Below are 26,865 nucleotides of genomic sequence, written 5' to 3' on the forward strand. Positions count from 1 at the left end.
GTAAACGCATGCTATCAACTCAGCCGCGGCGCGCTGCCGCTCAGGACGGTCCTCGTGGGTGAACGCGTCTTCGTACTCGGGGTCGGCATGACCAAGTTCAGCAAGCCGGTCGCCGACGGGCCCAGCTATCTCGACCTCGGCCAAGAGGCGGTAGCTGCCGCGATGGCAGACTCCGGACTGGACAACTCCGCGATCCAGCAAGCGTACGCAGCCTACATCTACGGCGAAACCTGTTGCGGCCAAAGGGTTCTATACCGATCGGGGTTCTACGAGATCCCGATCTTCAACGTCAACAACGCCTGCGCCTCGGGATCCACCGCTCTTTACCAGCTCAAGCGATCCATCGAGGCCGGCCTGCTCGATTGTGGCCTAGCGGTGGGCTTCGAACAGATGCAGAAGGGCTCCATCGACGTGGGCTGGACCGACCGGCCGACGCCGTTATCGCGCCACTTCGGTCGGATGAAGAGCGAGCGGGGAATCGGCAAGGCACCGGCAGCTCCGCAGATCTTCGGCAACGCCGGCCGGTACTACATGGAGAAGTACGGGATCACCGCCGAGACGTTCGCTCGGGTGGCCGCCAAGAACCACCGGAACTCGGTCGGTAACCCAAACGCGCAGTTCCGCGACGAATACTCGGTGGCCGAGATTCTGGACTCCCCGATGGTGTGGGATCCGCTGACGCGATTGCAGTGCAGCCCGACCTCCAATGGCGCCGCCGCCGCGGTGCTGGCCAGTGAACGGTTCGTGCGCGAGCACGGCCTGCAGCAGCGCGCCGTGGAGATCTTGGCGTCCCAACTGGTCACCGATCCGGCGTCCACCTTCGAGAGCAACGACGCGGACCTGGCCGGCGCAGGGATGACGCGGGCGGCCTCGCACGCGGCCTACGTGGAGAGCGGCAAGGGTCCCGAGGACCTCGACGTGATCGAACTCCACGACTGCTTCTCCACCAACGAGCTCATCACCTACGACGGGCTCGGACTGTGCGACGAGGGCGGCGGGGGCAAGCTGATCGACTCGGGCGCCACCGACCACGGCGGGGACGTCGTGGTCAATCCGTCGGGTGGGCTGATCTCCAAGGGGCACCCGATCGGCGCGACCGGTCTGGCGCAGTGCCACGAGCTGACCACGCAGCTGCGCAACGAAGCCGGCCCCCGGCAGGTACCCGGAGCAAGCGTGGCCCTGCAGCACAACCTGGGTCTGGGCGGGGCCTGCGTCATCAACATCTTCGGGAGGCCACAATGACCATCGCGTCCGCACCCGTCAGGGACTACGGCGACATCGTCGCCGGACTTTCAGCAGTACTCGAGGACCGGGTCGAGCGCTCGGCATCGACGACCTCCGTTCCCGCCGCGACATTGGAGGATCTGCACAAGTCCGGTCTCTACCGGATGCGGGTGCCGGCGTGTCTGGGCGGCGGGGCGGCCGACGCGCGCACCGCCTACGAGGTCGTCGAGCGACTGTCCTACATCGACGGTGCCACCGGCTGGACCTTCATGGCGGGGGCGAACCTGCTCGGTCTGGCCGGCGCCTTCCTCAGCGATGACGCCGTAGCGACGATCCTGTCGGACCCGCGCGCCTGCATCGCCGGGCAGGTCGCCGCACGTGGCAAGGCCGAGGCAGTTCCGGACGGCTACCGGCTGGAGGGCACCTTCGGCTTCGGCAGCGGTTCGTCGCACTCCTCGTACATGATGGGTGGGTTCAGGGAGCTGCGGAACGGTGAACCCGTCCGCACCGCCTCCGGGATGCCCAATGTGCTGGCGGCGGTGATTCCGCGCGAGAGTGTGGAGTTCCTGGGGAACTGGGACGTGCTCGGTCTGCAGGCCACCGGCAGCGTCGACTACCGCATCCCCGAGCAGACGATAGACGCCGGCTTCACCTGGCCGCTGTTCACCGGGGCGCCGCGCCGCGGCGAATCCTTCTACCGGATGGGTATCTTCGGCGTCACCTCGATCGACCACTCCGCGTTCTCCATCGGAGTGGCGCGACGTGCCCTCGACGACGTCGCGGCGATGGCGGTGGGCAAGCGGCGCGCCGGTCGGGTGAGCCTGGCTGACGACCCGATCTTCCAAAGCGAATACGCGCAGGCCGAGGCGTCGCTGCGGTCAGCTCGCGCGTTCGTGATCGAGGCCATCACCGAACTCGAGCAGGCGGCGGCGCACGACGCGGTCACCCAGCAGTTGCGGGCGCGGGCCCGGCTATCGGCCTCGCACGCGGCGCGGACGTCGGTCGAGGTCACCAGCGTGGCCTACCGCTACTCCGGTAGCACCGGATTGCGCAATGGCAGCGCCATGCAGCAGTGCCTGCGCGACTTGACGGCCTCGGAGGCCCATGTGTTCACCGATCACAACAGCTGGCGTGACACCGGCAGCGCTCTGCTCGGCTCCGCACCTGCCGACCTCTTCCTGTGAGTTCGCACCGAGACGCCGGTGGCGTCATCGTCGACGGAGAGTTCCGCTCCACGGCGGACCTGTTGAATCGCGGTGCGCGTCTGAGCACCGTGCTCGCCTCGTTGGGAGTGGAACCGGGTTCGCGGGTGCTGTGCCTGCAGAGCAACAACTTCGCCTTCTACGAGGTCGCGTTCGCCGTCCGCCGGCTCGGCGCGGTACTGGTCCCGGTGAGCACCATGCTCACGGTCAACGAGGTCGCCTCCATCGTCGCCGATTGCGGTGCGGCCGCCATCGCGGTGGACCCCGAACTGGCCGACCTGGCCAACGCCGCGGCGCCGGACGTGGCGACGATCATCACCTCCGGCCGCGGCTCCACGGCGTCGCTGGCCTACGAGCGCGCTCTGGACGCGGCAGAGCCGTGGTCCGGGCCGCGTCAGCCACCCGCGGAACCGATGCTGTACACCTCCGGAACCACCGGCCGCCCCAAGGGGGTGCGCAAATCCGCGCCGACGGATCAACAGCGCGCTGCGATGAGCGCCTGGCTGACCGAGCTCTTCGACCTGCGGCCTGGCATGGTGACGCTGATCGCGAACCCGCTCTACCATTCCGCGGCCTACGGCTACTCCATGCTGGTCCTTGGTCAGGGTGGCACCGTCGTGCTGGAACGGCGTTTCGACGCCGAGACCTTCCTGCGACTGATCGATGCGCACGACGTCACCCACCTGCAGATGGTGCCGACGATGATGCACCGCCTGCTCAAGCTCCCGGCGGATGTCCGGTCTCGCTACGACACCAGCTCGCTGCAGCACGTGCTCCACGGGGCGGGGCCATGCTCGCCTGCACTGAAGCACGCCATGATCGCCTGGTGGGGCCCAATCATCAACGAGTACTACGGCGCCACCGAGACGGGCGGCGTGGTGGCGTGCAACTCCGAGGAGTGGGTCGCACACCCCGGCACGGTGGGCCGCGCACGCGACGGCGCCATCGTTCGGATCGTGGACGACGACGGACGCGATGTGGCGCCGGGCACGATCGGGACGATCTACGTCTGGCATCCCGGCATGCCGGAATTCACCTACCACGGTGACCCGGACAAGCGCCGCAACATGGAACTTGACGGTCTGTTCACCTGCGGGGACCTCGGCCACCTCGACGCCGACGGCTACCTTTACATCGCCGACCGTCGCACCGACCTGATCCTCTGCGGGGGCGTGAACGTCTACCCGGCGGAGATCGAGCGGGAGCTGTCGGTGATGCCGGGCGTCGCCGACTGCGCCGTCATCGGCGCCCCCGACGACGACCTCGGGCAGATACCGATGGTCTTCGTGGAGCTCGAACCCGGCGCGGAGGTGACGCTGGAGGACGTGCGCGAGTTCCTCGCCGGGCGGCTGGCGCGTCCGAAGCTGCCCCGTCGCCTGCAGGTGCTGGAACGGCTGCCGCGGGAGGCCACCGGCAAGGTGCGCAAACCCAGGCTGTTGGACGCGGTCCTCGCCGATCCCGCCTGACGTCGACCCGACAGAAATCGAGGTACCACGATCGTGCCCACCCAGACCGACGACGACCTGGCGCTGCTGCGCTCATCGCTGCGCGAGTTCTTCGCCGAGCACTACCGCACGGGCGACCTAGCCGAGTGCGACCCGACCAGCGAGCACAGCGGCACCGTGTGGAAGCCGCTCACCGAGCAGTTGGCTCTCAGCGGATTGCACATTCCGGAGGATTACGGCGGGCAGGGGTACGGCTTCGAGGAGCTGGGTGTGGCCCTGGAGGAGTCCGGCCGGGTGCTGCTGCGATCCCCGTTCTTCGCCTCCACCTGCCTGGCTGCCAACCTGCTGCTCAACATCGCCGATGAGCCGGCGCGCCAAGATTACCTGCCCGGGATTGCTTCCGGGACCGTGACGGCGACGGTCACGGCCGGCGAATCCGCCGGCATCTGGAGTGCCGAGCCATCGGACGTGGTCTTCGACGACGATTCTGGCACCCTGAGCGGCACCCGCAACGCCGTTCTCGACGGTGCCACCGCGGACGTCCTGATCGTCTCGGCCCGCCACGCCGACGGTGGTCAGGTTCTCGCCGTCGTTGAGCGTGACACCCCCGGACTGGTGGTCGAGCCGCTGCAGACGCTCGACTTCAGCCGCCCGCAGGCAGCGGTCGAATTCGACCGGACCCGCGCGCGTCGACTGGAGGTGCCCAACCCCGTGGACGTGCTGGCTCGCACCTACGACCAGGCGGTCTCGTGTCTGGCGGCGGAATCGGCTGGCGCTGCCCGGGCCTGCGTCGACATGGCGGTGGACTACGCCAAGCAGCGCATCCAGTTCGGCAAGGCGATCGGCGGATTCCAGTCGATCAAGCACACCTGCGCCGATCTGCTGGTCGAGGTCGAACTCTCCACCTCGGCGGCGATTGCGGCGATGCAGGCCGCTGGCAACGGGGACGACTTGACCACCGCGAGTTCCGTGGCGAAGAGTTCCGTGTCGGAGACCTTCCTGCGCGTCGCAGAGGCCAACATTCAGATCCACGGCGGCATCGGCTTCACCTGGGAGCATGATGCGCATTTGTACCTACGGAGGGCGGCGTCGGCTGCGCTGCTATTGGGTGATGCGGCTCAGCACCGCAACAGGCTGGCCGACCGGTTCGGCACCAGCTGAGGCGGAATCGATCCGACGTGCTCAGTGATGGTCGGCGTCTCCTTTGCTGTTGGGCGATCCGTCGATGCCGGTGCGCAGTAGCCGGGCGACCTGGACGGAGACGTCGTCGGTGTTGAGGTCGTCGCCGGTGAAGTGGTGGTGCAGCGCTATCCCGAGGTTGATGCCGTAGGCCATGGTGAGGAATGCCGAGATGGACTTCTTACTGGCTTCCGTTCTGGCCATCTGGTCCACCTGCCGGGCGAAGGCCGGCGCGGTCAGCTCCGTGTAGTTGGCCCGCCCGGGCTGGGGATCGGCGTAGAACAACGCCCCGATCGCCGGTAGCAATCGGCCGATCTCGGTGAGCAACTCTCCTTCGGCGTGGATGGTGTCGGCCAGCGTCGAATCGGCAGTCCCGGCCAACGCGTCCAACTTGCCCATCAGCACCTGGTTATCCCTGTTCACCGGCTCGAGCATCGCCTGTTCGAAGATGTCCTGCTTCGACGAGAAATGTTGGTAGAGAACGGCTTCAGTGATACCCGCGGCTTTGGCGATGGCCCGGGTGGTGGCCCCGGCGAAACCTTTGCTGGTGAAGGACTGCCGCGCCGCAGTCATGATCCGCTCGCGACGTTCCTCGGCGGTGAGTTTCCTGCGGGCCACCCGATTACAGTACGTTAATAAGTAAGTGATCGGCTGCTTCGCAGGGTGTGACCTGCGTCCAGGAGGAAACCCGGGAGGTGAGCGTGCCATCGGTGGACGGGCTTGCCGCTGAGCAGATCACGGATGAGGATGACGGTGGCGCGGATGGCTCGCAGCGCCGCAGGCAGATCATCGATGCCGCTCGTGAGGTCTTCGCGCGTGACGGGTTCGCCTCGGCACGGATCCGCGAGATCTCCGCAGTCGGCGGGGTCACCGACGCGATGATCTATCGCAAGTTCCGGTCCAAGGAGGAGCTGTTCGGCGCGGTGCTCGACGAGCCGCTCGGGGAGTTCACCCGAGCCATCCAGGGCCTGGCGGCGCATGGTCTGGGGACGAGCCCCCAGGAGCGTTATCGGCTCTCGGTGGAGGCGCACGAAAAGCTGCTTGCCGTGTTCCGTGACATCGCTCCGCTGCTGGGCGTCGCATTGTTCTACGACTCGGACGCCGGCCGGATCTTCTACCGGGATCACATGTTGCCCGTGATCACCGCGGTCGCGGAGTCGCTGCGCGCCGTGATGACGGCCCGCCAGCTCCAGGTCATCGATCCGATGTTGCTGACCACCGCTTTGGTGGGCATCTACCTGGCATTCTCTACGGCGGCATACGACAAGCGGATCGCCGAGAGCGACCATGCCGAAAGTGAGATCATCACGCGCGCGGTCGCTTTCGGGCTCTTCGAGACGCTGCTGAGCTGACACCCGGGCGCACGCGGTCCTGCTCTAAAACCCAAGGCTACTGATAGTAAACGCTGACATCTGTGCTAGTCTGCCTGTTGTCCACCTTGATTGCCGACGACCGGCCGTGCGCCCGAGAAGAGGTGTCGATGCACGTCAACACCTATCGCGGTGCCGTCGCTGCCGCCGACCTCGGCCGCACTCTGATGCACGAGCACGTTTTCGTCATGGCGCCCGAGCTGATGATCAACTATCCCGGCTATGCGGACTGGGATGAGGAGAGCGTGGTGTGCGCGGCGGTAACCCGCCTGACCGATCTCAAACACGCCGGGATCGACACCATCGTTGACCTCACGGTGACCCCGCTGGGTCGAAACCCACCGCTGATCCAGCGGGTGGCCCAGGCCTGCGCGCTGAACATCGTCGGCGCCACCGGCATCTACGTGACAAACGAACTTCCCGAGTACCTCAAGTTTCGCGGGCCGGGGTTGCTCAGTAACGAGCCCGAGCCGCTGGTGGAACTCTTCGTGCGCGACATCGAGCACGGGATGGCCGACACCGGCGTGCGCGCCGGCATCCTGAAATGCGCCACCGACCGGTACGGCCTCACCCCCGACGTCGAGCGCGCGTTGCGAGCGGTGGCGCAGGCGCATCTGCGCACCGGGGTTCCGATCAGCACGCACACCCACGCCGGCCGCGAGGTCGGACTGGTGCAGCAAAAGGTGTTCGCCGAGGAGGGAGTGAGCCTGGACCGGGTGATCATCGGTCACAGCGGCGACACCGTCGACCTGGACTACCTGCAGCGGCTCCTCGACGCCGGTTCCTACCTTGGGATGGATCGCTTCGGATTCGATGTGCTGGTGCCCTTCGCGGAACGGGTACGCGTCGTCGCCGAACTCTGCCGCCGCGGCTACGCCGACCGGCTCGTGCTGTCCCACGATGCGGTCTGTCACCACGACGCCGTGCCGGCGAAGACGATGCAGGCCCTGATGCCGAACTACCACATGGGCCACATCAGCGCCGACGTCATCCCGGCGTTACTGCAAACCGGTGTGTCCCAAGAGCAGATCGACCAAATGTTGATAGGCAATCCGGCCCAGATCCTCGGCCGGTGCGCGTGAACGGGAAAGGCCATCGATGAGACCCGAGGAGTTCGTCGACACCCGGTACGAGGTGCGTGACGGTGTCGCCACGATCACCATGGATCGTCCCGAGTACCTCAACGCTCTGAAGAGCACCGGCTACGAGGAACTGCGCTGGGCGATTCGCGCAGCCCGGGTCGACCCCTCCGTCGACATCGTCGTGCTGACCGGGGCCGGTGGCGCGTTCGCGCCCGGCGGAGATCTGCACGAAACGCTCGGCTATCTCGAATCGGACGACCCGCTCGCGATGTGCGAATTCTACGACCGGCTGCCGTGGAAGGACTTCTTCGAATGTCCCAAGGTCATCATCGCAGCGGTCAACGGAATCTGCATGGGTGGCGGCCTGATCGGAGCGCTCACCTGTGACATCGTCCTAGCCGCGGAGTCGGCGACGTTCGCCGCAGCCGAGGCGCGGGTCGGCGTGGCCGACGCACTGGCGCCGGCGGTGCTGTTCGGCAAGGTCAATACGCTCAAGGCCAAGTACCTGCTGTTCACCGGACAGACGATCTCGGCGGCGGAGGCCGAGCGGTACGGACTCGTCACCGAAGTCGTCCCAGACGATCGGCTCGCCCAGCGGTGCGTCGAGGTCATCGCCGAGGTGCGGCAAACCTCCCAGGCGGCCCGTGCGGTCTTCAAGTTCCACCTTCAGCAGCTGCTTGCCGCCCCGACAGACCACGGCGCCATCGAGGTTCTAGCCGGACCGGAGGCACTAGAAGGCGTGCGAGCTTTCGCCCAGAAGAGAACCCCCGCCTTCGCCTTGCGCAACGGGCGGCAGGGCTCCTGATCGCGTAACGCGCGCATCATGACGATCACCGGTTCGATGAATGGAGAGGATTGACAATGGGTCTCGGACTTCCGTACACCACTGCCCCCGTGGGCTGGTTCCAGATCGGCTGGAGCGACGACATCGCCGCAGGGGACGTGCGGCCGCTGCGCTACTTCGGAAGGGACATGGTCTGCTATCGCGGCGAAGACGGCCAGATCCGGGTGTTCGACGCGTTCTGCCCGCACCTGGGCGCCCACCTCGGCCACGGCGGCACGGTTGCCGGCAACGACATCGTCTGCCCGTTCCACGGCTGGCGGTGGGGCTGCGACGGCAAGAACGTCGACATCCCCTACGAATCGCGGCCCAACCGGGGCAAGCGGCTCGCGGCGTGGCCGGTGCGCGAGGTCAACGGATGGGTCATGGTCTGGTACCACCCGGACGGCGCAGAACCAGAGTGGGAGGCCCCGGTGATCGACGAGTTCGTCTCCGGTGAACTGATCACCGGGCCCGAGTTCCGGCAGTTCGACGCCTCGATCCGGTTGCAACCGCAGTTCATCGTCGAGAACATCGTCGACGCGGCCCATCAGGTCGACGTGCACGGTGGCACCGAGCCGCTGGAGATCGTGGACTTCGCGCCCGACGGGCCGGTGTTCCGGGTGCACACCAGGCTCGTTCTGGGCGCCGGAAAGAAGTCGACCTGGCTGACACCGGAGGGCAAGACCGTCGCCGACCTGTTCATGGAGTCGTGGGGGATGGGCATCGCGATCGCCCGGCACATGCAGGACCGCAGCATCCATGCGCAGAACTCGACCCCGATCGACGACGAGCACTCCGCGTTGTTCGCCACCCTGCTGCTGGTCCCCCCGGCCGACGAAGCCGCCCACGCTCTGGCGGAGCGTCGGTTCCGATTCGAGATGAAGCAGCTCGGCCATGACATCGAGATCTGGAAGCACATGCGCTACGAGCCCCATGCCCCGTTCGCGGGCATGGAACCCAAGCCGTACGGCGCATTCCGGTCGTGGGCCGCGCAGTTCTACTCGTCCGCCGAGGTGTCCGCCTGACGGCGACGCCGCGATGCGTCGGTCAGACCCGGCGGGGGAGCATGGCCGACAGTTCGGTGCGTTCCCGACGCAGGGCCTCCTGCAAGGGGGCTTCGTGGGCGGCCCGCAGCAAGTGCTTGTTGCTCTCGACCGCACCCGCCGGCATCGCGACGATGGCCGTGGCCAGTTCTTGCGCGCTGGCGACGACGGCCTCGCGGTCGCCGTCCACCAGGTGGCTGACCAGGCCACAGGCATGGGCCTCGGCGGCTCCGATGCGCTCGCCGAACAACAGCATGCGGGCGGCCACCCGGGGACCGGCGATGGCGGGGAGCAACAGGCTGCTGCCGGCCTCGGCGGGCACGCCGAGGCTCGCGAACGGTGTGGCGATCCTGGCCAGGGGGCCGGCGACGACGGCGTCGGCATGCAGCAGCATGGTGGCGCCGAATCCCGCCGCTGCTCCGTGTACCGCTGCGATCAGGACTTTGGGGAAGCGTGTCAGCCGCTCGGTCAGGCGGTGCACGGGATGCTCGGCCAGCTCCTCGGGCCCCAGGGTGGCGCTCTCCTTGAGATCGCCACCGGCACAGAACGTCTCACCGGTCCCGGTGAGTAGCAGGACCCGGAGTTCGGGATCGTCGGCCACCGTGTCGACGATCTGGATCAGTCGGTCGAATTCCCTGAGGCGTAGGGCGTTGCGCACGTGCGGGCGGTTAAGGGTCACGGTCACGATCCCGTGGTGGGTGGTCGTACAGATGGTGTCGGTCATCGAGGGTCCTTCCGATAGGGGTGCGCATCCGAAGAGCATGAAGAGCAAGGAGTGTGGTTGTGTCCAGCGATGTTCTCGTCATTGATGCGGTGCGTACGCCGTCCGGCAGGCGCGGTGGTGGCTTGTCCGGTCTGCACCCGGCCGAGCTGCTCGGCCGAGTGCTGACCGCGTTGCTGTCGCGAAACGGACTCGACGGCAGCGAAGTCGACCAGCTGATCTGCGGGTGCGAGGGGCAGAGCGGTGCGCAGTCGTTCAACATCGGCCGGACGGCCTGGCTGACGGCTGGGCTTCCGACCACCGTCGCAGCGACGACGGTCGACGCCCAATGCGGTGCCTCTCAGCAGGCCCTGAGCTTCGGCACGGCGCTGATTGGCTCGGGGAGCTGCGACGCGGTGCTGGCGTGCGGAGTCGAGAGCATGAGTGTCGTGCCCCTCGGTGCGAGCACCAAGGTTGGACCCGGGCGGGCCATCCCCAAGGCCTACTTTGCGCGCTACGAGTTCCCGTCGCACTTCGCCGCCGCCGATGCCTACGCGCGTCGTCACGAAATCGGCCGGTCGGAATGCGACGCCTACGGCATGCGCAGCCAGGAACGCGCCCTGCAGGCTTGGGACCGGGGGGCATTCAACCGTGAGGTCATCGCGGTGGATGTTCCTGCGGACGGCCCCGATGAAGGGTCCGCCGGCCCCGTCACGATCAGACGCGATGAGGGCGTGCGGGTCAGGGACGCCTCCGCGGTGGCCCAACTCGCGCCGCTGTCCCCAGACGGCATCCACACCGCGGCCACCACGTCTCAGATCGCCGACCAGGCCTCGGCCGTCCTGCTGATGTCCGCGAACGCGGCCGCACGCACGGGCCTGTCGGCACGGGCCCGAGTCGTCGATCACCTTGCGGTCGGCGTGGATCCGGTGACGATGTTCGACGGACCCATCGAGGTCACGCGCGCCTTGCTGGCGCGCAACGCGATCGCGCCGTCGGACATCGGCGTGGCAGAGATCAACGAGGCCTTCGCCGCCGTGCCGATCGCCTGGGCCCGTGAGTTCGGCATCGACGAGAGTCGAGTCAACCAGTTGGGCGGCGCGATCGCGCTCGGCCACGCCCTGGGATCGACGGGGACCCGATTGATCACGACCGCGGTGACCGCGCTGGAGGAGCGAGACGCCGAACGCGCGCTTGTCGCGGTGTGCTGCAACGGCGGTCTGGGCACCGGGACGCTTCTGGAACGCTGTTGATCGGTGCCGCCGGCGCGACGACGTCACTTGGGCGGCATTCGCAGCCCGCCGTCTAGCCGGATCACCTCTCCGTTGAGATACGGGTTGTCGACGATGTGCGCCACCAGAGCGGCGAATTCCGAGGGCTTTCCTGGACGTTTGGGCTGTTGGATGATCTGTTCCAGAGCGGCGCGGTTCTTCTCGTCCATCTGGGCGGCCAGGGGTGTGTCGATGACCCCTGGGGCGATCGCACATACCCGGATGCCCACAGGCGACAGATCGCGGGTGGCGGGCAACGTCATGCCCACGACACCAGCCTTCGCCGCGGCGTAAGCGATCTGGCCGGCCTGGCCGTCGAAGGCCGCCACCGAGGCGGTGTTGACGATGACGCCCCGCTCACCGTCGGCGTTGGGGGTGTTGGCGCTCATCGCGGCAGCCGCGTGCCGCATCATGTTGAACGTGCCAATAAGGTTGACCCGGACGATGATCTCGAATCGTTTCACCGGCAGCAGGTTGCCGTGCCGGTCGATGAGCCGCTGAGACGGCGCCACTCCGGCACAGTTGACTACGAGCCGCAACGGGCCAAGCTCGACAGCGGACTCCACGGCGCGCCCCGCCGACTCCTCGGAGCTGACATCGGTCTCGACGAATACTGCGTCGAGATCTGACGCGGTCTGCTTGCCGATCTCGATGTTGCGGTCGGCGATGACGACACCGACAGCGCGGCTGCGGAGCATCGCGACGACGGCGCGGCCGAGGCCTGAGGCGCCTCCGGTGACTACTGCGGAAGAATTCGACTGTGACATGGCGCGAAGTATACGCACACTATCACCGCGTTCCGGCCCCTGTTCGCCGAGAATTCCGCTGCTGAGGAGATCGGGAAGTACCGTTGGCAGACGTCGGCGGCGGCGGAGCGCTTGACATCTCCCACGCGAAGTACTTAGTGTTTACTTCGCTACCGTCGCCGATAGGCAACACCCGAACGACCCATACGCGAACGGCGTCAGGGAGAGGATTGAGTCAACAATGCGCGGTTTTCCGTACGACCACTTTCCGACAGGTTGGTTCCAGGTGGCCTGGAGTGACGAGATCGCCGTCGGCGACGTGGTGGCCAAGCGCTACTTCGCGCGCGACTTGGTGTGCACTCGCTCGGAGCCCGGTCAGATCGCGGTGTTCGACGCCTTCTGCCCACACCTTGGGGCGCACTTGGGCCACGGCGGCCGGCTGGAGGGCGGGGCGCTGGTGTGCCCGTTCCACGGCTGGCGCTTCGACGGCGAGGGTCGCAACTGCGAGATCCCCTATGCGGACCGGCCAAACCGCGTCAAGCGGCTGAACAAGTGGTCCACTCGCGAGGCGAACGGTGCGGTGCTGGTTTGGTATGACTCACTGGGCCGTCCCCCGCTCTGGGAGCCCCTGGTGCTGGCCGAGGCGACCGATCCCGGCTACTGGACGTCCGCAGAACTCCGCAAGCGCCACGACAAGATCCGACTGATTCCGCAATGGGTCTGCGAGAACCTCGTCGACCCCGCCCACCAGAAGTACGTCCACGGCTCCCACGAACCGGTCACCATCACCGACTTCAACGTCAAGGGCCCGGTCTTCGAGATCTTCAACGAGGTTGAGCTGGGGGCGGGCAAGGACACCACCTGGCTGACACCGGACGGCTCCTACGTGGCACAGATGAATTCGGAGGCCTGGGGGGTCGGTCTGATCGCCGGCCGTTTCCCCGATCAGGACGGCGCCGTGCACTACCAGGCCGTCACGCCGATCGACGAGGAATACTCCGAGCTGAACATGGCGGTGTTCGTCCGCCGCGTTGCCATCGAGACGGTCGACGGCGTCGAGCGGCCGGACCGCAGGGCCAGGAGGCGCTTCGACTTCCTGGCCTACCAACTCGAGGCGGACTTCGTGATCTGGGAGAACATGCAGTACGTCGCAAATGCGCCGCTGACGGGCATCGAAGCCCGCCCCTACGGCTCATTCCGCCGCTGGGCGTCGCAATTCTACCCCGATGGCGCTGGAACGGACTGGAGTCCGGAGACCGGGGAGCGTCTCGTCCATGAGCCCGTCGCCTCCAACGCTTCATGAGCCTGCGGCTCCCCACGATCGATCAGATCGGGATTCGTGCGCTGCTGGAACGCAACGCGTCCGAATGCCCCGACCGCGAATTTGTCACCTTCGAGGACGGTACGAGCTGGACCTTCTCCGAGGCCCTTAACCAGGCGTTCTCCGCTGCTAACGTGCTGCGGGGAATGGGGGTGCAGCAGGGCCAGGTGGTGGCGATCCTGCTCGGCAACGGGGCCGACTTCTTGCGGGCATGGTGGGGTGCCGCCGCTCTCGGTGCCACCACCGCGATGTTCAACCCGACCTATCAGGGCGAGTTCCTCGGGAACCTTGTCCGCAAGGCTGAACCGGTGCTGGTCATCAGCGAGAGCGACGCGCATGTCCCGGTCGCGGCGGCGATCGATGTGCCGAGTATGCATCCGTTCGCTCTGCGTTCCGGTAGCGCGGAACCGCCGAAACTCGAGCGTCCCATCGAGGTCTGGGACGTGCACGGCATCCTGTGCACCTCCGGCACCACCGGCGGCTCCAAGGCCGTGTTGCAGTCCTACCACCACCTGCACACCACCGGCTCCTGGGCGACCATCGACGCCGGCCTGAGCCCCGACGACACGCTCCTGGTCGATCTGCCGTTGTTCCACGCCGCCCTCAACACGTTCGTCGTCGGATGTCTGGCCACCCGTTCCCGGCTGGCGGTCCGGACCCGCCCGCAGCTGTCCCGCTACTGGGCCGTCGCGAGGGAAACCGGAGCGACGATCGCCGTCGGAGTCAGCGCGATGGCCGTTTACCTCCAGGGGCAACCGACCGTACCCGAAGAGCGTGACCACCGGATGCGTTACTGGATCGGCGTCCCGTTGCCGTCCGACCCGACCGCGTTTGCGCAGCGGTTCGGGATCTCCGGGGGCGTGCTGGGCGCCTACGGGTGCACCGAGATCGGCGTGGCGGTGATCGCCCGGCCCGGGGTGGCTCATCCACCGGGCAGCTGCGGGCGGGCTCGGCCCGGTTTCGAACTGCGGATCGTCGACGAGAACGATGTTGAGGTTCCCGCCGGGCAGCCGGGCGAGCTCGTCGTGCGCACGGAGCTGCCCTGGGCGATCTCGCATGGCTATCTGAACGACGGGGAGGCCACCGCGGCCTCCTGGCGCAACGGTTGGTTTCACACCGGCGATGCGCTTTCGGTCGACGAGGACGGGAATTACTACTTCCGGGACCGGATCAAGGACGTCATACGGCGCCGCGGCGAGAACATCTCGAGTTTTGAAATCGAACGCATCATCGCCGGGCACCCTGCAATCGAAGAAGCGGCGTGCATCGCGGTGTCAAGCGACCTCGGCATCGAAGACGAAATCAAGGTCCTGATCGTCCGGCGTGACGGCGCGGACCTCGACTACCTTCAGCTCGTCGAATGGTTGGCCGCTCACGTGCCCTACTTCATGGTGCCCAGATTCTTCGAGGAGGTCGATTCCTTCCCGAAGACAGCCACCGGTCGGATACAGAAATTCCTGCTGCGCGGGGAGCACACCGATCGGTGCTGGGATCGTGAGCCGTACATCGCCGTCACCCGAGACGGGGTAAAGCGGCGCACTGCCGTGCCCAGCGGACGATGAAGGACCGGCTGACCCGCCGAGGCCGATCGCAGCAACCCGGAACCAACACAGCAATCGAGGAACACCCGTGAGCATCACCTCAGCGGCGCCGGCGAAGGACATCTACGCGCCGTTGGAACTATTAGACGTCGACCGCCTCCTCGACGAGGACGAGCGCGACATCGCCGCCACTGTGCGCAGGTTCGTGGAAAACCGGCTGCGGCCGGGCGTCGCGGACTGGTTCGAATCGGCCACGCTTCCCAGGGAGCTGGCCAAGGAGTTCGGCGATCTCGGTGTGTTGGGTATGCATCTCGACGGATACGGGTGCGCGGGCACCAACGCTGTCAGCTACGGGCTGGCCTGTATGGAGCTGGAGGCCGGCGACAGCGGGTTTCGCAGTTTCGTCTCGGTACAGGGATCGCTGTCGATGTTTTCAATCTACCGTTACGGCTCGGAGGAACAGAAGACCGCTTGGCTGCCCCTACTGGCCAGTGGGGAGGCGATCGGCTGCTTCGGTTTGACCGAGGCCGACTTCGGTTCCAACCCGGCCGGAATGCGCACTCGCGCTCGCCGTGTCGGCGGTGACTGGATGCTCAACGGGACCAAGATGTGGATCACCAACGGCAATCTCGCCGATGTCGCCACGGTGTGGGCGCAGACCGACGAGGGGATCCGCGGATTCGTGGTTCCGACCGATACTGCCGGCTTCAGCGCCAACGTGATTCACAAGAAGCTGTCGCTGCGGGCGTCGGTGACTTCCGAACTAGTGCTCGACAACGTGCGCCTGCCGGCCTCGGCTCAGCTGCCGCATGCCCGCGGCCTGGGCGCCCCGCTCTCGTGCCTCAACGAGGCGCGGTTCGGAATCGTGTTCGGTTCGCTCGGCGCCGCCCGCGACAGTCTCGAGACCGCGATCGCCTACACGCGGCAGCGCGACGTGTTCGATCGTCCTCTGTCGAGTTTCCAGCTGACCCAGGAGAAGCTGGCCAACATGACCGTGGAATTGGGCAAGGGCGTGTTGTTGGCACTGCATCTGGGACGCATCAAGGACGCCGAGGGAGTGCGGCCGGAGCAGATCAGCTTTGGCAAGCTCAACAACGTGCGCGAGGCCTTGGCCATCGCCCGGGAATGCCGAACGCTATTGGGCGGCAGCGGTATCACCCTGGAGTACTCGCCGCTGCGGCATGCCAACAACCTGGAATCGGTTTTGACGTACGAAGGCACCTCCGAGATGCACCTGCTGTCCATCGGCCGTGCCCTCACCGGGCACGCAGCCTTCCGATGACCCGGCGGCGTCCACCGCCGCCGGGCGCGCGGCTCGGCACACCGCCGGGATTTCGCGTCGAGGACGTCGGATCCTTCATGTTGCATCCACCGCAGCGGTGATCGACGCACGCCCACGGCGTGGGAGGGAAGGTCCGGTGGCTGAACCGGGTTTAGTGCTCAGGTGGTACCGCGGTTGCGCACCGAAGTGTGCGCCGTGGATCTGCCCGAGCACCCGAACCGGCCCGCGGCCCTGGCGGAGCTCACCCTGGTCGACTTCGCGGACTCGGTCGTCACCGACTCCACGGCGGCATGCATGGCGGCGTGGTGCTGGGACGCCGATTCCGGGCAACCCGGGGAGCATCAGGGTGGAATCAGGCCTGCTGGAACACATACTTGATTACGCCCGTCAGCAAGGATTGCGGCGGTGAGTCTCGAGACCGGCGCCACGCCCTTCTTCGAGCCGGACCGATTGCCACACCTCAAGCATGGATTCCGGCCGAGCCCGCCCTTCGGTGACTATGAGTTCGATCCCAACAGCGCGTCCTGCACGCTCGAGCTATGAGCGCGGACGGCATCGATGAGTTGGAGCGGCGGTGGACTGATGTTTTCGAAGATTGGCGCCCTACGGTCGAGATCGCTACCGACGGAGATCCTGTTCCAGTAGTGGGGTTTCGGACTCTGAGGACGCTCATCGATCGATTCAGCAATCTCACAGAGCAGATTGACGGAAGTAGGCAAGCGTTTGGTTGCTCTGCTCACTCAACTGGAGACCGCAAACAATCTCTACGCGACCAAGCAGCGAAGCGGTGATCGTGTACGGCGGCATAAGGAGTGGCTCCAGACCGTCAACCCGGTCATTGATGCCATTCTTGGCACGGGTTGCCGAGATGGCTGGCGCTGCATCGAACTTATAAGTCGTACATGGATTTCGTTCACGGTTGGGGCTGATTCGGCGCGTGCTCGACGGACGCCGACGAGCGGATTGCGAAGTCAGCCGGACTCAACTAACGGCGAGTTTCGGTATCGATCTGACTTAGTCCGCATGTCCCCAGTTATCGTCCAGCGCGATCTTCGCGATTACGCCCGATCCGCCTTGCGATGGCGGATACCCATCAGAGAGGGTTCCGGGCCGAATTCCGATGAGGATTTCCCATCAGTTCGTCCCGCAGTGGTGCGGCCCCTTCGACAAAGATGTAGACGTGCACGTGGGCCGCACGTAGGCGCTGCTCAAGGCCTTCTTGATTGTGCGGATCTTCCGTCGTCTTTTGGCGTGACCGGCGTTACGAATTTCGTGTAGTCGTCACTTCCGAAATTGGATCGGCGTTTTGCGGCGCGGACTTGAATGAATCAGGCAAACTCATCCTCCGTGGGGGATACGGCTTCGGCGTGCGATGTTCTACGTGACGTTGTCGGCGTGGTATCGGACGCGGTCACGCACTCGCTGGTTGTGATGTCAGCGGTGGTGTGCCTCGGGTTGTTCGTGCTCGGTATTGCCTGCAAAATCCCTCGTGTATGGAGATTCTTCGAAAAGACGGCGCTGCTGTGGATCGCCGCGGGAACCTTCTGTATCGGCATGAGCGGCATGTTCTGGTATCAGGCGAACTTCAAGCCGCTGACCTACACGATCCGAATCTTGTGCATTGTATCGGTAGTACTGCTGGTCATTGTGCACGTCCGTTATTGGGTGCGGGAACGAACATTTGCCTTTCGGCCGGAGAAAGCCGAAGTTCTCGACGTCCCGGCGTTCAGGCCGGTATCAGGTCCAGCTGCCAAGCATCAATACGAAGCGGCTCTCTCGATCGTCGCAGAGCAGTTCGGACTGGATTCAGAAGACAATATGCGATGTCTCCTGAGGCAGCTGCTCGAGCCCAAGCCCTTCCGCCGACGCATCCATGAAAAGGTGCGTGTCGAGCATCGATCGATCTTACATTCAGTGGCGCTGCACATGCCAGCCGAAAGACTCTATGCTCCGCCTTGGCATCAGCGACGCAAAGTCAGCTTGATATCGGTCGCTCACCCCCTTAAACAAGACGCATACCACGACACTTCGGTTGTGGACCATAATGGAAACCGGGTTGAAGCGCTGAATTACCGCCAGGCGCAGTCAGTGGTCTACTCCCTGCTGCGTCAGCAGGTATACCAACATCGAGCAACGTTGCAAAGCGATATCGAGGCGATACTTGTCGACGTGGCCGATATCATCGCAAGTCCTAAGGACGAGAATCGATTGGCTCGGAGACTGTACGAGGGGATCACTCAGAACCCGGTGGATCACCAGAATATGCCGACAGACGACCTTTGGGGTTTGTTAAACCTCGCTGCGACGCGAAGGCCTATCATCATCGCCTACCGGGCCGCCTTCGACCCAGAACTCATCCTCAGCATCAACTCGCTACGAAAGCTTATCGATGAATTTGATATCCCCAATGCCCGTGAAAATCGTTGGAGATGGTTCGGCCGAAAGACCAGGGCGATCTTCGGCTTCTCATCAACCCAACTTGTCATACCTGTTGCACGTGCCCGGTCGTGTCTAACTTATCGTTTGTCTTTTTCCGCCCCACAGGGGACGTACATCCAGGAAACGGCGGCGTATTCCCCGAGCGCACAAAAGTGGTTACCCAACGATCTCGACAGTCACGGGCTCTACGCTGCGTTCGTGGGCTGGTCAGAACCCGATGGCCGTAACGAATGCTCTCTTGCTTGCCGCAGCTTCGACGCCACCGGACTCGAGGATCTGGTCTTTTATGCCCGGGTGTCAGAACGACCGCCGGGTACGGGCGGAAAGGCCATCTTGGTGGCATTCGCCGCTGCTCTCGTGGTTTGGCTCTGTGGTGCACTTCCCTTGAAACAAGGGGTCAACGTCGATGTCATAGCGTTAACGTTGGCGTTGCCTGGCGTCGCCGCAGTGTGGTTCGGCATCAGTGGTGATATTCAGCCGGGATCATTCCGATCGATCCCCGCGCTGGTTTCCATGGGGATGAGCGGCATCATTTCAGTGTTGTCGATCATTATCTATATGGGGTCGGCGTCGGGCCACGCCGATGGTAGCCCGCGGATCCCGGCAACAACATGGCCGGCCGACGACACCTTCTTTATGGTCAATGGTGTCGTATGGTCGGCATTGTTGCTTCTCGCTCTCAGTAATCTTGCCTGCATCGGGGCATCCTTTTTCGTCTCGGTGCATCGCTATCGCAGCATCGTTCGGGGCCGTTTACTGCGTCAGAATAATTGACGCCGATAACAGGCTCGCGTATTCTGAAGTATAGGAAGGACCTATTCATGAAATGGAGAGAAAGCGAAAACTAGATCGACGGAAACCCTTAACAGCGCGAGATATGTGCTCAATTCCGAGCATGTGGGAACCGGACCTAGATGTGTGGCCCGTTTGGTCCGAGACAGACCAAGCCAGTGTCGATGCCCAAGAGCCCGACAAAGCGGAGCCGGATCCAGGGGCAACACACATACCGATGATTTCGAAACTTGCAACAGCCGTCATGCGACGTTGCCACGGCACATATCGCGGAAATCCTGCGCCGACAACGGAGCAAGACGGATAGAACTGGGCGGCCTCATCCCATTGGGTACGGCCGGCAATCCGCGGTGGCGTGCCGTCGCATTCCCTTGGCCTGGCAGTCGGTGGTGACCGTTGGTGCCAGTCGGCCAGTGGCCTCGACCAAGCGTTTTAGCCGTTGAGACTATTCGGTGATCGATTTCCGCAGATGAGATAAAAGTTCGACGATGCGTTGGTTCGACTGCTCTCCCCAAGGCCCACCCCTAGTTCTACCTGTCAGTTTTCGGACACCTAAAGCGTCAAGATCGAGCCCGCCCTCGATCGTGTCAGCTCCGGTCGAAAAGTGAGCAGGTGATTCCGGAACAGGCTGCTCACAATTCAACCGGAGCTGACAGATCGTCACTCGTAAGGTTTATCGGCGCTTTGGCACGACGTCACCGGAGCGAAACTGGTGGCAACCGCGAGGAACTGGCGCATTAACCTCACTGCGTCTGAAACTCAACGACTGACATAAGAGGTAGTAATCGGCTCATCCGGTACATACCACCGACGGCTCGCGAACTCGCCGTGGATCAGCAGCCGGACCCGGGACTGCAGGTGTGGGTACCGCGCTCCGCCTCACGGCGTTGGTCGCGACAGGAGACCGATCGCCAACGGGGGGCAGACCCAGTCGACCTGCTATGTCGGCGCCTGCCTCGTGGAGCGCGCACCGTCTTCATTCGGAAGGTTTAGGTAGCAGGTTGATCATGCCGTCTTCTGATACCAGCAGAATCACGGTCGGGGTGTCTGTCGAAGCAAGGTATTTCACGGCGGAGTTGTATCGCGCGCCGCGGGAACGATCCCCCGCAGTCGTGGCGGTGCCGTCCAGGATGACGCCGATGGCGTGGCAGTCACCGCTGGGGTCGACCAGAACCGATCCATCGATGCCAGTGACTTTCGCGAAGAGACTCGTGTCAAGCGCGGCGGTTTCAATGGGAATCGCTTGGCTGGACAGACGTTTCGCCTCGTCAGCGGCCCTCTGGGAAATCACCAGCATAGTGCCGTGCTCGGCGCCTTTGGAGGCATTGGCGAGCACCCACAGCGCATCTCCGTCGTATTCGCCGAGCACCTGCGTGCACACCTGATCGAGGCGGTCGCGCTGCAATTGCTGAGCGGGTAGCCGGGGAGCCCCAAACTCCACCCGTGCGAGCGCGACGTCGCCATGGTGCAACTCCCACGCACCGTCACCGGTCACCAGCACATCGAACACCGACTCAGACGTCGCAGGGTAGTCCGGCCGAAGCCGGCCGAGACCGTACACGTCCCTACCATCGGTGAGCAGCGACGCACCGTCACGACTGCTGGTCTCCAAAACTTTTCTGAGGGTTCGGGTGTCGCGGATGGACACGGGCTTCACGAAGGTGATGGCGCGATCGACGTATGGTGCGTCGCGCAGAGCGAGCAGCAACGATCCGACCCCCACGCGGCGTTCGTATCGAGTATTGGTGAGCGCGTTCAACGAATCGAAGAGGCCTGAACCATGGCTGCCCGCAAGCAGCACAGCGGAATTGGTGAGGGCGATGCCGGCCGCCTTAGTCAGACCCGCTGGCGATGCGTCGAAGTCCAGATCAGCCCCAGGGTTGGGTTTGTGGAGCTCCGAAGTGCTTAGGTCGAGCACCGCATTGACAACGCCTTCGACGAGTGAACGCGTCACCGGATAGCGGTCAGCGGCCAAGTCGCTGCCGAGGTGCGGTGCGTCGTCGAACGTTGTCGCGGGGAGTCCAACGGCGGTGAACACGAGGTGTTGATCGACGTTAACCGGCGAACCGGTGGAAAACCGCAAGCCTAATTTCGCCTCAAGCACCTCACTGATGGCGCCCTGGTAGGCACGGTGGCGCGCGGCTCGGTGCTTCCTCTCCGTGATCCACGCGGCACCGAAATCAGCGCTGCTGTCCAGGTCATCAGCCAACAGCTCGGCGGCCCTGCCTTCCAGAGCGTCGAAGTCGGCCGGGGCGACGGGGCCGTTCTCGGGTTGCACGCACAATGGATGACGAGTGCCACCCTCGCTGAGCAGCCCGACCAAGAAGACGGTCGGCTCGACGGTCAGACCGAGCACCTGAAGTGCTTGGTGCACTTTGCTTTCCACGGCACCCTGGAAAGAGTTCTGGAACCCCCACATGAACAACTCGATCTGCCTCTTTGTCATGTGTGCATCCTGTTCATAGACGGTGACGATGGCGCGGGGTCGGGGAACACACGGCCACCACGCTCCAGCATTTCCTGGATAAGGACGATTAACCATGGGATTGCCGTGAGGCGACCCGCCAGGTGATTGTCCTGACCTGGACAGGTGCGATAGCCGCTCGGCGGTGCGCGGGTTCGATAGTGTTCCCCTAGCTCCATTTTCGAGACACCTTAAGTTCGTTGATCGAACCCCGCGACAGACGTAGGCCCAAGTTCGTTCAGCTTCCCCGACCCGTGAGCGTCGATGTCAGCGTGAGCGATCTGCGTTGGTCGGGTGGCATGGGGCCTCGTCGATGAATATGGACGGTCAGCGGATAAGTTTGGAAATGGCGCGTATGAATCTCCTCCAGCCGGGATCCTGAGGTCCGCTATCGGCTGGGTGCTCGGTGACGGATCCATTTTCGCTCGCCCATACCAGATGCTCATGCGCAGACGACCCCTGCTCCTCAGCCTGTTTGACTGCTCGATTGCGTTGTCTTCCAGCGGCGATCGCTGTCTGGCTCATGGCCGCTGCCCACACCACTCGGCCACGACGGATGAAGTAGTGCGACTGGCAATGGAAGTTCCAGTTGCCAATTGAGGGTGAAATGCCGACACTCTGGCCGTCGAACACCATTGCGTAATCGGTTGGCGACAGCGGGCAGACGACCTTAGTGTGGCATCCGCATGCACACAGGTGAATCGTCGTCGTGTAGGGCAGCGATATGTAGAGGACGCCCTCTTGAATTTCGCTGGGGATGAACTCGACGAACTCGTGGGTGAAGCGTTCAACGGCCGGCATCAGAAGTCCTCGTTGATGATGTGGTTGCCGTCGACCGTAAACACGGAGTGGTGTTCACCGCTTGTGTCCGCATAGATGCCGACGTACCGCTTCCATCGATTGACGGCCAGTGCGGCGTTTAGGGCGTTGAGGTCGACGATTTGTACGTTTCGGCCGTATAGTTCGTCGGCGGTGCCTCTGATTGGGAGCCGCCTGCGGTCGTCCCACAGATGATCTCGCTTACCGGGAAGAGCACTCGCGGTTCGCAGCTGACCACCTATCGTGCCGTTCGTTAGGTAGAGACCCATGCCGACGTCGATGTACGGCCGGTCGGCGGCGTCGAGTCGCGCGGCAATCAGGGCGCGGCTGGGGTTGTCATCGATGGCAAGAAAGACGAAGTCCATCGATGCAAGCTGCGCGACGTTGCTTTCGTCGACGTACTCCGGATGCGCAATCACTCCTCGACGAAAAGCTGAATAGTGTTCGGCAAAGTAGTTGGCTTTGAGAGGTTTGGCGGCGACAACGTCGATTGGGATCGCCCCGGGATAGCGGAAGGCATTGTGCTGCATCAGGATATCTCCGTCGAAGAGGTGAACTTCAGCCACTGGTGACTTGGCGATCAAATCCAAAATGTATGCACCAGTGCCTCCAAGGCCTACGACGGCGATCCGATGCCCGAGGACCTTGGCATTGATGGCAGTGATGCCAGCACGTCCTGACGCTGTGTCCGCATAAAGGAAGGGGCTGTCATCGTCCTCTTCGGCCATCACCAGCGGGTGGGTGCGCGCCGTCACTGAGATATCAACAGCGTGAACATGTTTGGCCAGCAGCGCGACATACGTGGTGACCAGATCGTAGTAGTCGACATAGCCCGTGGGTGGCTTGTTGGAGAGCATGTGGTCGACGACCACACCGGTAAGAATCTCTTGCTGAACGCTCGTATTGATCAAGCGCTCAAGGGGTTGGCCTTCGGCGTTATGCGGCTTCGGGCCGGCGAGATAGATGGTGTGGTCGTTTTGGTAGTCGGTCACATCGCCGCTGAGCGTCAGTGCCTTCACTAGGCTGCCGCGGACGACGTCCCGGTTCGCGTCCAGGTACGGCACATCCCGGACAATCAGGAACGCGTCTTCGGTCGTGATGTCGTAGCCGTCAGCCCGTAGACGACTGAGATCGGCGCTACGACTTATCAGTACCGGTGACATTGAAGATCATTCCTTCTCGGACCTTGACTGACTGACCCTCCACCAGAGTGCCCTCTGGATGCCGCGGGTCGCCGTTGCGGTACGACACCGTGTATTCGGGGTTCGGCCCGGGCGGAACTGGAAAAGCCAGAGCCGCAAGACTTTCAAAAGAGATCAACCCCGCGGGGACGATGTGCTGGGCCGCGTTGATGACGATGGTGACCTCGTGGTGTCGGTGCTCACGTACCGAGATGAACCGATCGCCGTCATGGACTTCGATAATCTCACCAGGGGCCAGCCGACGGTCCAGGGCGTCCTGAATGTCGTGGAATAGAACGAAATCTTCCCCGATCGGCGGCTTTGGCAGTGAACGCAGCTGGTCCTCGGAAACGGTTCCAGCCGCGACGCGGTAGGGCTTGGAGTCCAGGAAGATCGTGATACTCGCACTCGTGAAGAAGTGCATGCCATCCGCCACGGTGATGACAGAGTCGGGGGGCACAGCGCGGTCCTGAGCGTCGTCGACGTCGAGCCACAGGTCGGCGGCCGGCGGGGTCGTGCGCGCACGAAGCTGCTGGCCGGTATAGCGCCCGGGCGGGATCTCGTACGGTGCACCGTCGATGTAGATGGTGATGTGCCGTGCTGCGCTCATGCCAATCCTCTCTATAGGCGCCGGGCGTGATAGCCGGTCGTTCGCACTGTTCCCTAACGATTGAAGAGTGTTCTCTTTCAAGAACAGCGTAGCACACTGTTCCTGAAGGGGAACGAGGTACAATTTTTCGAGAACAGGAGCGAGATGCTGTCAGAATTCGAACAGATGCATGCGGCCTCCCCGGGGAGATCGGACGCGGCTGTGGTTGTCGCCATGGTCCAGGAGACCTTGCGCGACCTTGATCTCTCTCCTCCGGTAGATCACAACATTGTCGCGTCCTATCGCGGCGTGCTCCGCATCGATTATGCCGACCACGTCTGGGCGGGATACATCGCACCCGCACCTTATGACGCGGGATTAGTGATCAGCGTGAGGTCGTCTGACCCATGGGGGCGCCAGCGATTCACGATCTTTCACGAAGTCCTGCATACCTATATGCAGGGGTTCTATCTGCAGCCGCAGTATCGATGCGAACCCGGCGCCCGACCGGTCGGCACGGAGCATGATCCGGAGTTAGAGGCGTTGTGCGACCAGGGAGCAGCCGAGATGTTGATGCCACGCGAGGCCTTCCTCGCGGATCTTGAAGGCAACTCTTTGAATCTGACTTTGGTTGACGACCTCGCTGATCGATATGAGGCGAGTCGGGCTGCAACCGCATCGCGAATCTGTGCCCTTAGCCCCTCGAAGACGCTGTACGTCTCTTTCTCGGAGATGTCCACACCAAGGGACCCTTTCTCTCCTCCGAAGCTTCGCGTCGAGTCATGCTTCAGTCGCGGGGATTGGTCGTACGTTCCCCGGTTCAAATCGGTCAAGCCTGGGGGTGTGTTTGACCGCGCTTGGAACGGTGAACTAGTTGATGAAACGGTGTATCTCGATGAACTGACGCGAAACCCACTTGGTTGGGCTCATGTTAGTGCTCGACGGTCTGATTACGTCAGCAGCGAAGGAGTTCAAATGCGGGTGAAGGCTCTCATCACACAGATCGACTCGGTAGGGCGACGCGGTGCCTCGTGATTCCGGCGATGGCTCGGAGTCACCGGACGTCACCGGCCTCGGCGGGAGAATCCGACGTTTCCGTCAGGAGAAGGGGATGAGTCTTAGTCAGCTTGCGGAACAAGCTGAAGTGAGCAAGGGCTACCTGTCGACTTTGGAGAACACGGATAGCGCGGGGCAATCTGCGCGCAGACCGTCGGCCAAGACCTTGTACGCGATAGCTCAAACGCTTGGTGTAACTATGTCCGATCTTCTAGGTCGGCGTTTGCTCATTGAAGTGCCAGATGGACCAGCGCCTGAGGGCTTACAAGAGTTTGTGGCGAAACACCGTCTGCCTGCAGCAGACATGCAAATGCTGCGAACGATCAAATTTCGCGGCGAGGCACCGAAGACCGCCGAACGCTGGGAGTACATCTACAACGCCATCCGCTTCAGCGAGGCTATCGATAAGGAAGAGTAACGGGCTGCAGCTCCGGCTAGACGGTGTGTGGTCAGCCGGGGAACGTGCAGAATTTGCAATTTGTCGAAGCAGACGGTGCCCGCGAAGTTTCGGTTGAGGGGGTGGTTTGGGACCAAATCTGCGAAGGGCCCGTGGTACGCCGAGCAAGATCGCTCTGGTCAAGCGATCGCCCTGATCAAGTGGCCGGGTTCGATGCGCAACAAGGGATCCCTGGCGTTTCGTGGGTTGACGCCCCACACAGCCGATTTCTCACGGTTGGCGCGCTGGGCGGCGGCGGTTGAATCATCCGCGGCGCAGTCCGGCGACTGACCTCGACAATTGAGACCAACGTCCGGCGGTACCGTCGCGGCACGCAGGCGCCGGGTCCGGCGCCGGCCCGTCGAATGCATCCGCTACGGCGTCGAGATCAGCCATGGCGCAGCGGGCGGTACCCTTCCGCGTTGTCGTCCGTAGACGGCCGCGGCGAACACCAGATTCGAAGACCGAATCTGGGCCGCGCTCCATAGCCGCCGACGTTGGCCGTCGACTGCAGTTCCAATGAAGCTGTTCCGCAATTCCTATGATCGGGTTGTGACGGTTGTCGCCTTCATGTTCAGCCCGGGCCCGACGGTGGGCTTCTTGCAAGACGAGGCGATTTGCGCGGCCCTAGTACGCGAGCTGATTGCTGAGGCGCGCGACGGTCGACCGGTGGCTGCTGCGATTCGCAGCGGCGGCTTGCTGCTTCACAACTTCGCTTACCGATGCGTAGAGGTAAGAGAGATCGAGTCGGTCAATGGTCTGCCGGCATTCGGCTGGCTTCAGTGGCGTGTTCCCCGTGAGTGAGACCGGGAGGTTTTAGAGTCCTGTGGCCCGATGTCGGGCCGGAAGGGACGATGGAA

Annotated in this window: 25 protein-coding genes; 18 read left to right on the forward strand and 7 right to left on the reverse strand. The window is 63.8% G+C overall.

The features are described from left to right. Positions 1-54: 54 nt before the first annotated feature. From CG716_RS23010 to CG716_RS23025, 4 genes are read left to right on the forward strand one after another with little or no spacing between them, the layout of a single operon-like run. On the forward strand, positions 55-1,242 hold the full coding sequence (locus CG716_RS23010) for a thiolase C-terminal domain-containing protein (RefSeq protein WP_094483431.1): 1,188 nt from the start codon (positions 55-57) through the stop codon (positions 1,240-1,242). Next, positions 1,239-2,408 (forward strand): acyl-CoA dehydrogenase family protein, encoded by a 1,170-nt coding sequence (locus CG716_RS23015; protein WP_094483432.1) that lies wholly within the window; start codon positions 1,239-1,241, stop codon positions 2,406-2,408. Before CG716_RS23010 ends, CG716_RS23015 begins: the two co-directional genes overlap by 4 nt. Further along, a complete protein-coding gene (locus tag CG716_RS23020) occupies positions 2,405-3,892 on the forward strand; it encodes an AMP-binding protein (RefSeq protein WP_094483433.1) in 1,488 nt (495 codons plus the stop codon). Before CG716_RS23015 ends, CG716_RS23020 begins: the two co-directional genes overlap by 4 nt. Positions 3,893-3,925: 33 nt before the next feature. Then, complete coding sequence (locus CG716_RS23025; protein ID WP_094483434.1) at positions 3,926-5,032, forward strand: acyl-CoA dehydrogenase family protein; 1,107 nt, start codon at positions 3,926-3,928, stop codon at positions 5,030-5,032. A 21-nt stretch (positions 5,033-5,053) separates the two neighbouring features. On the opposite strand, the gene CG716_RS23030 is transcribed toward CG716_RS23025, so the two are convergent. After that, a complete protein-coding gene (locus tag CG716_RS23030) occupies positions 5,054-5,668 on the reverse strand; it encodes a TetR/AcrR family transcriptional regulator (RefSeq protein WP_165774266.1) in 615 nt (204 codons plus the stop codon). 77 nt (positions 5,669-5,745) lie between these two features. Between CG716_RS23030 and CG716_RS23035 the strand changes: the two genes are divergently transcribed. The 4 genes from CG716_RS23035 (at position 5,746) to CG716_RS23050 (ending at position 9,350) form a co-directional block, all read left to right on the forward strand. Continuing rightward, positions 5,746-6,402: a TetR/AcrR family transcriptional regulator gene (locus CG716_RS23035; RefSeq protein WP_165774267.1), complete on the forward strand. Its 657-nt coding sequence runs from the start codon at positions 5,746-5,748 to the stop codon at positions 6,400-6,402. A 128-nt stretch (positions 6,403-6,530) separates the two neighbouring features. Further along, positions 6,531-7,502: a phosphotriesterase family protein gene (locus CG716_RS23040; protein ID WP_094483463.1), complete on the forward strand. Its 972-nt coding sequence runs from the start codon at positions 6,531-6,533 to the stop codon at positions 7,500-7,502. 16 nt (positions 7,503-7,518) lie between these two features. Further along, entirely contained in the window at positions 7,519-8,307 is a 789-nt protein-coding gene (locus CG716_RS23045; protein ID WP_094483437.1) for an enoyl-CoA hydratase/isomerase family protein, read from the forward strand. 56 nt (positions 8,308-8,363) lie between these two features. Further along, positions 8,364-9,350 carry a Rieske 2Fe-2S domain-containing protein gene (locus tag CG716_RS23050; protein ID WP_094483438.1) on the forward strand — a complete coding sequence of 329 codons (987 nt, stop codon included), beginning with the start codon at positions 8,364-8,366 and terminating at the stop codon, positions 9,348-9,350. 22 nt (positions 9,351-9,372) lie between these two features. Here the strand turns inward: CG716_RS23050 and CG716_RS23055 are convergent, their stop codons facing one another. Continuing rightward, positions 9,373-10,092 (reverse strand): enoyl-CoA hydratase/isomerase family protein, encoded by a 720-nt coding sequence (locus CG716_RS23055; RefSeq protein WP_165774268.1) that lies wholly within the window; start codon positions 10,090-10,092, stop codon positions 9,373-9,375. A 59-nt stretch (positions 10,093-10,151) separates the two neighbouring features. On the opposite strand from CG716_RS23055, the gene CG716_RS23060 reads away from it, so the two are divergent. Then, the gene (locus CG716_RS23060) at positions 10,152-11,321 is read left to right on the forward strand and encodes an acetyl-CoA C-acyltransferase (protein ID WP_094483440.1); all 1,170 of its coding nucleotides are present in this window, start codon (positions 10,152-10,154) and stop codon (positions 11,319-11,321) included. Between the two features lie 23 nt (positions 11,322-11,344). Here CG716_RS23060 and CG716_RS23065 read toward each other — a convergent pair whose 3' ends face one another. Then, on the reverse strand, positions 11,345-12,106 hold the full coding sequence (locus CG716_RS23065) for an SDR family NAD(P)-dependent oxidoreductase (protein ID WP_094483441.1): 762 nt from the start codon (positions 12,104-12,106) through the stop codon (positions 11,345-11,347). Positions 12,107-12,326: 220 nt separating this feature from the next. Here CG716_RS23065 and CG716_RS23070 point away from each other — a divergent pair, with 220 nt between their 5' ends. The 6 genes from CG716_RS23070 (at position 12,327) to CG716_RS23090 (ending at position 19,442) form a co-directional block, all read left to right on the forward strand. After that, positions 12,327-13,388, forward strand: coding sequence for a Rieske 2Fe-2S domain-containing protein (locus CG716_RS23070; protein WP_094483442.1), 1,062 nt, complete (start codon positions 12,327-12,329; stop codon positions 13,386-13,388). Further along, entirely contained in the window at positions 13,385-14,968 is a 1,584-nt protein-coding gene (locus tag CG716_RS23075) for an AMP-binding protein (RefSeq protein ID WP_094483443.1), read from the forward strand. The genes CG716_RS23070 and CG716_RS23075 overlap by 4 nt, the downstream gene beginning before the upstream one ends. 73 nt (positions 14,969-15,041) lie before the next feature. Then, positions 15,042-16,229, forward strand: a complete 1,188-nt coding sequence (locus tag CG716_RS23080) for an acyl-CoA dehydrogenase family protein (protein WP_094483464.1) — start codon at positions 15,042-15,044, stop codon at positions 16,227-16,229. Between the two features lie 162 nt (positions 16,230-16,391). After that, complete coding sequence (locus CG716_RS23085; RefSeq protein ID WP_094483444.1) at positions 16,392-16,607, forward strand: hypothetical protein; 216 nt, start codon at positions 16,392-16,394, stop codon at positions 16,605-16,607. 27 nt (positions 16,608-16,634) lie between these two features. Continuing rightward, positions 16,635-16,772 carry a hypothetical protein gene (locus tag CG716_RS30330; protein WP_165774270.1) on the forward strand — a complete coding sequence of 46 codons (138 nt, stop codon included), beginning with the start codon at positions 16,635-16,637 and terminating at the stop codon, positions 16,770-16,772. A gap of 804 nt (positions 16,773-17,576) precedes the next feature. Further along, on the forward strand, positions 17,577-19,442 hold the full coding sequence (locus CG716_RS23090) for a hypothetical protein (protein ID WP_133067006.1): 1,866 nt from the start codon (positions 17,577-17,579) through the stop codon (positions 19,440-19,442). Between the two features lie 994 nt (positions 19,443-20,436). Here CG716_RS23090 and CG716_RS23095 read toward each other — a convergent pair. The 4 genes from CG716_RS23095 to CG716_RS23110 all read right to left on the reverse strand — a co-directional run bounded on the left by CG716_RS23095 (position 20,437) and on the right by CG716_RS23110 (position 24,534). Next, complete coding sequence (locus CG716_RS23095; protein WP_094483446.1) at positions 20,437-22,002, reverse strand: diadenylate cyclase; 1,566 nt, start codon at positions 22,000-22,002, stop codon at positions 20,437-20,439. 249 nt (positions 22,003-22,251) lie between these two features. Beyond that, positions 22,252-22,725 (reverse strand): ubiquitination-like system serine protease family protein, encoded by a 474-nt coding sequence (locus tag CG716_RS23100; RefSeq protein ID WP_094483447.1) that lies wholly within the window; start codon positions 22,723-22,725, stop codon positions 22,252-22,254. Beyond that, positions 22,725-23,906, reverse strand: a complete 1,182-nt coding sequence (locus CG716_RS23105) for a ThiF family adenylyltransferase (RefSeq protein ID WP_094483448.1) — start codon at positions 23,904-23,906, stop codon at positions 22,725-22,727. The genes CG716_RS23100 and CG716_RS23105 overlap by 1 nt, the downstream gene beginning before the upstream one ends. Then, complete coding sequence (locus tag CG716_RS23110; RefSeq protein WP_165774271.1) at positions 23,881-24,534, reverse strand: multiubiquitin domain-containing protein; 654 nt, start codon at positions 24,532-24,534, stop codon at positions 23,881-23,883. Before CG716_RS23110 ends, CG716_RS23105 begins: the two co-directional genes overlap by 26 nt. A 144-nt stretch (positions 24,535-24,678) precedes the next feature. On the opposite strand from CG716_RS23110, the gene CG716_RS23115 reads away from it, so the two are divergent. The 3 genes from CG716_RS23115 to CG716_RS23125 all read left to right on the forward strand — a co-directional run bounded on the left by CG716_RS23115 (position 24,679) and on the right by CG716_RS23125 (position 26,809). Beyond that, positions 24,679-25,548: an ImmA/IrrE family metallo-endopeptidase gene (locus CG716_RS23115; RefSeq protein WP_133067007.1), complete on the forward strand. Its 870-nt coding sequence runs from the start codon at positions 24,679-24,681 to the stop codon at positions 25,546-25,548. Further along, on the forward strand, positions 25,538-25,987 hold the full coding sequence (locus CG716_RS23120) for a helix-turn-helix domain-containing protein (RefSeq protein ID WP_094483450.1): 450 nt from the start codon (positions 25,538-25,540) through the stop codon (positions 25,985-25,987). The genes CG716_RS23115 and CG716_RS23120 overlap by 11 nt, the downstream gene beginning before the upstream one ends. 537 nt (positions 25,988-26,524) lie before the next feature. Next, entirely contained in the window at positions 26,525-26,809 is a 285-nt protein-coding gene (locus tag CG716_RS23125; RefSeq protein ID WP_094483451.1) for a hypothetical protein, read from the forward strand. The last annotated feature ends 56 nt before the right edge of the window (positions 26,810-26,865 follow it).

It is taken from the genome of Mycolicibacterium sphagni, from assembly GCF_002250655.1.
Taxonomy (GTDB): Bacteria; Actinomycetota; Actinomycetes; order Mycobacteriales; family Mycobacteriaceae; genus Mycobacterium; species Mycobacterium sphagni.

Coding starts and splice junctions, on each gene's coding strand:
- CG716_RS23050 (WP_094483438.1), top strand. CDS start 8,364: ATGGGTCTCGGACTTCCGTACACCACTGCCCCCGTGGGCTGGTTCCAG.
- CG716_RS23115 (WP_133067007.1), top strand. CDS start 24,679: ATGCTGTCAGAATTCGAACAGATGCATGCGGCCTCCCCGGGGAGATCG.
- CG716_RS23065 (WP_094483441.1), bottom strand. CDS start 12,106: ATGTCACAGTCGAATTCTTCCGCAGTAGTCACCGGAGGCGCCTCAGGC.
- CG716_RS23040 (WP_094483463.1), top strand. CDS start 6,531: ATGCACGTCAACACCTATCGCGGTGCCGTCGCTGCCGCCGACCTCGGC.
- CG716_RS23095 (WP_094483446.1), bottom strand. CDS start 22,002: ATGGTTAATCGTCCTTATCCAGGAAATGCTGGAGCGTGGTGGCCGTGT.
- CG716_RS23110 (WP_165774271.1), bottom strand. CDS start 24,534: ATGAGCGCAGCACGGCACATCACCATCTACATCGACGGTGCACCGTAC.
- CG716_RS23075 (WP_094483443.1), top strand. CDS start 13,385: ATGAGCCTGCGGCTCCCCACGATCGATCAGATCGGGATTCGTGCGCTG.
- CG716_RS23100 (WP_094483447.1), bottom strand. CDS start 22,725: ATGCCGGCCGTTGAACGCTTCACCCACGAGTTCGTCGAGTTCATCCCC.
- CG716_RS23055 (WP_165774268.1), bottom strand. CDS start 10,092: ATGACCGACACCATCTGTACGACCACCCACCACGGGATCGTGACCGTG.
- CG716_RS23125 (WP_094483451.1), top strand. CDS start 26,525: ATGAAGCTGTTCCGCAATTCCTATGATCGGGTTGTGACGGTTGTCGCC.
- CG716_RS23070 (WP_094483442.1), top strand. CDS start 12,327: ATGCGCGGTTTTCCGTACGACCACTTTCCGACAGGTTGGTTCCAGGTG.
- CG716_RS23105 (WP_094483448.1), bottom strand. CDS start 23,906: ATGTCACCGGTACTGATAAGTCGTAGCGCCGATCTCAGTCGTCTACGG.
- CG716_RS23015 (WP_094483432.1), top strand. CDS start 1,239: ATGACCATCGCGTCCGCACCCGTCAGGGACTACGGCGACATCGTCGCC.
- CG716_RS23045 (WP_094483437.1), top strand. CDS start 7,519: ATGAGACCCGAGGAGTTCGTCGACACCCGGTACGAGGTGCGTGACGGT.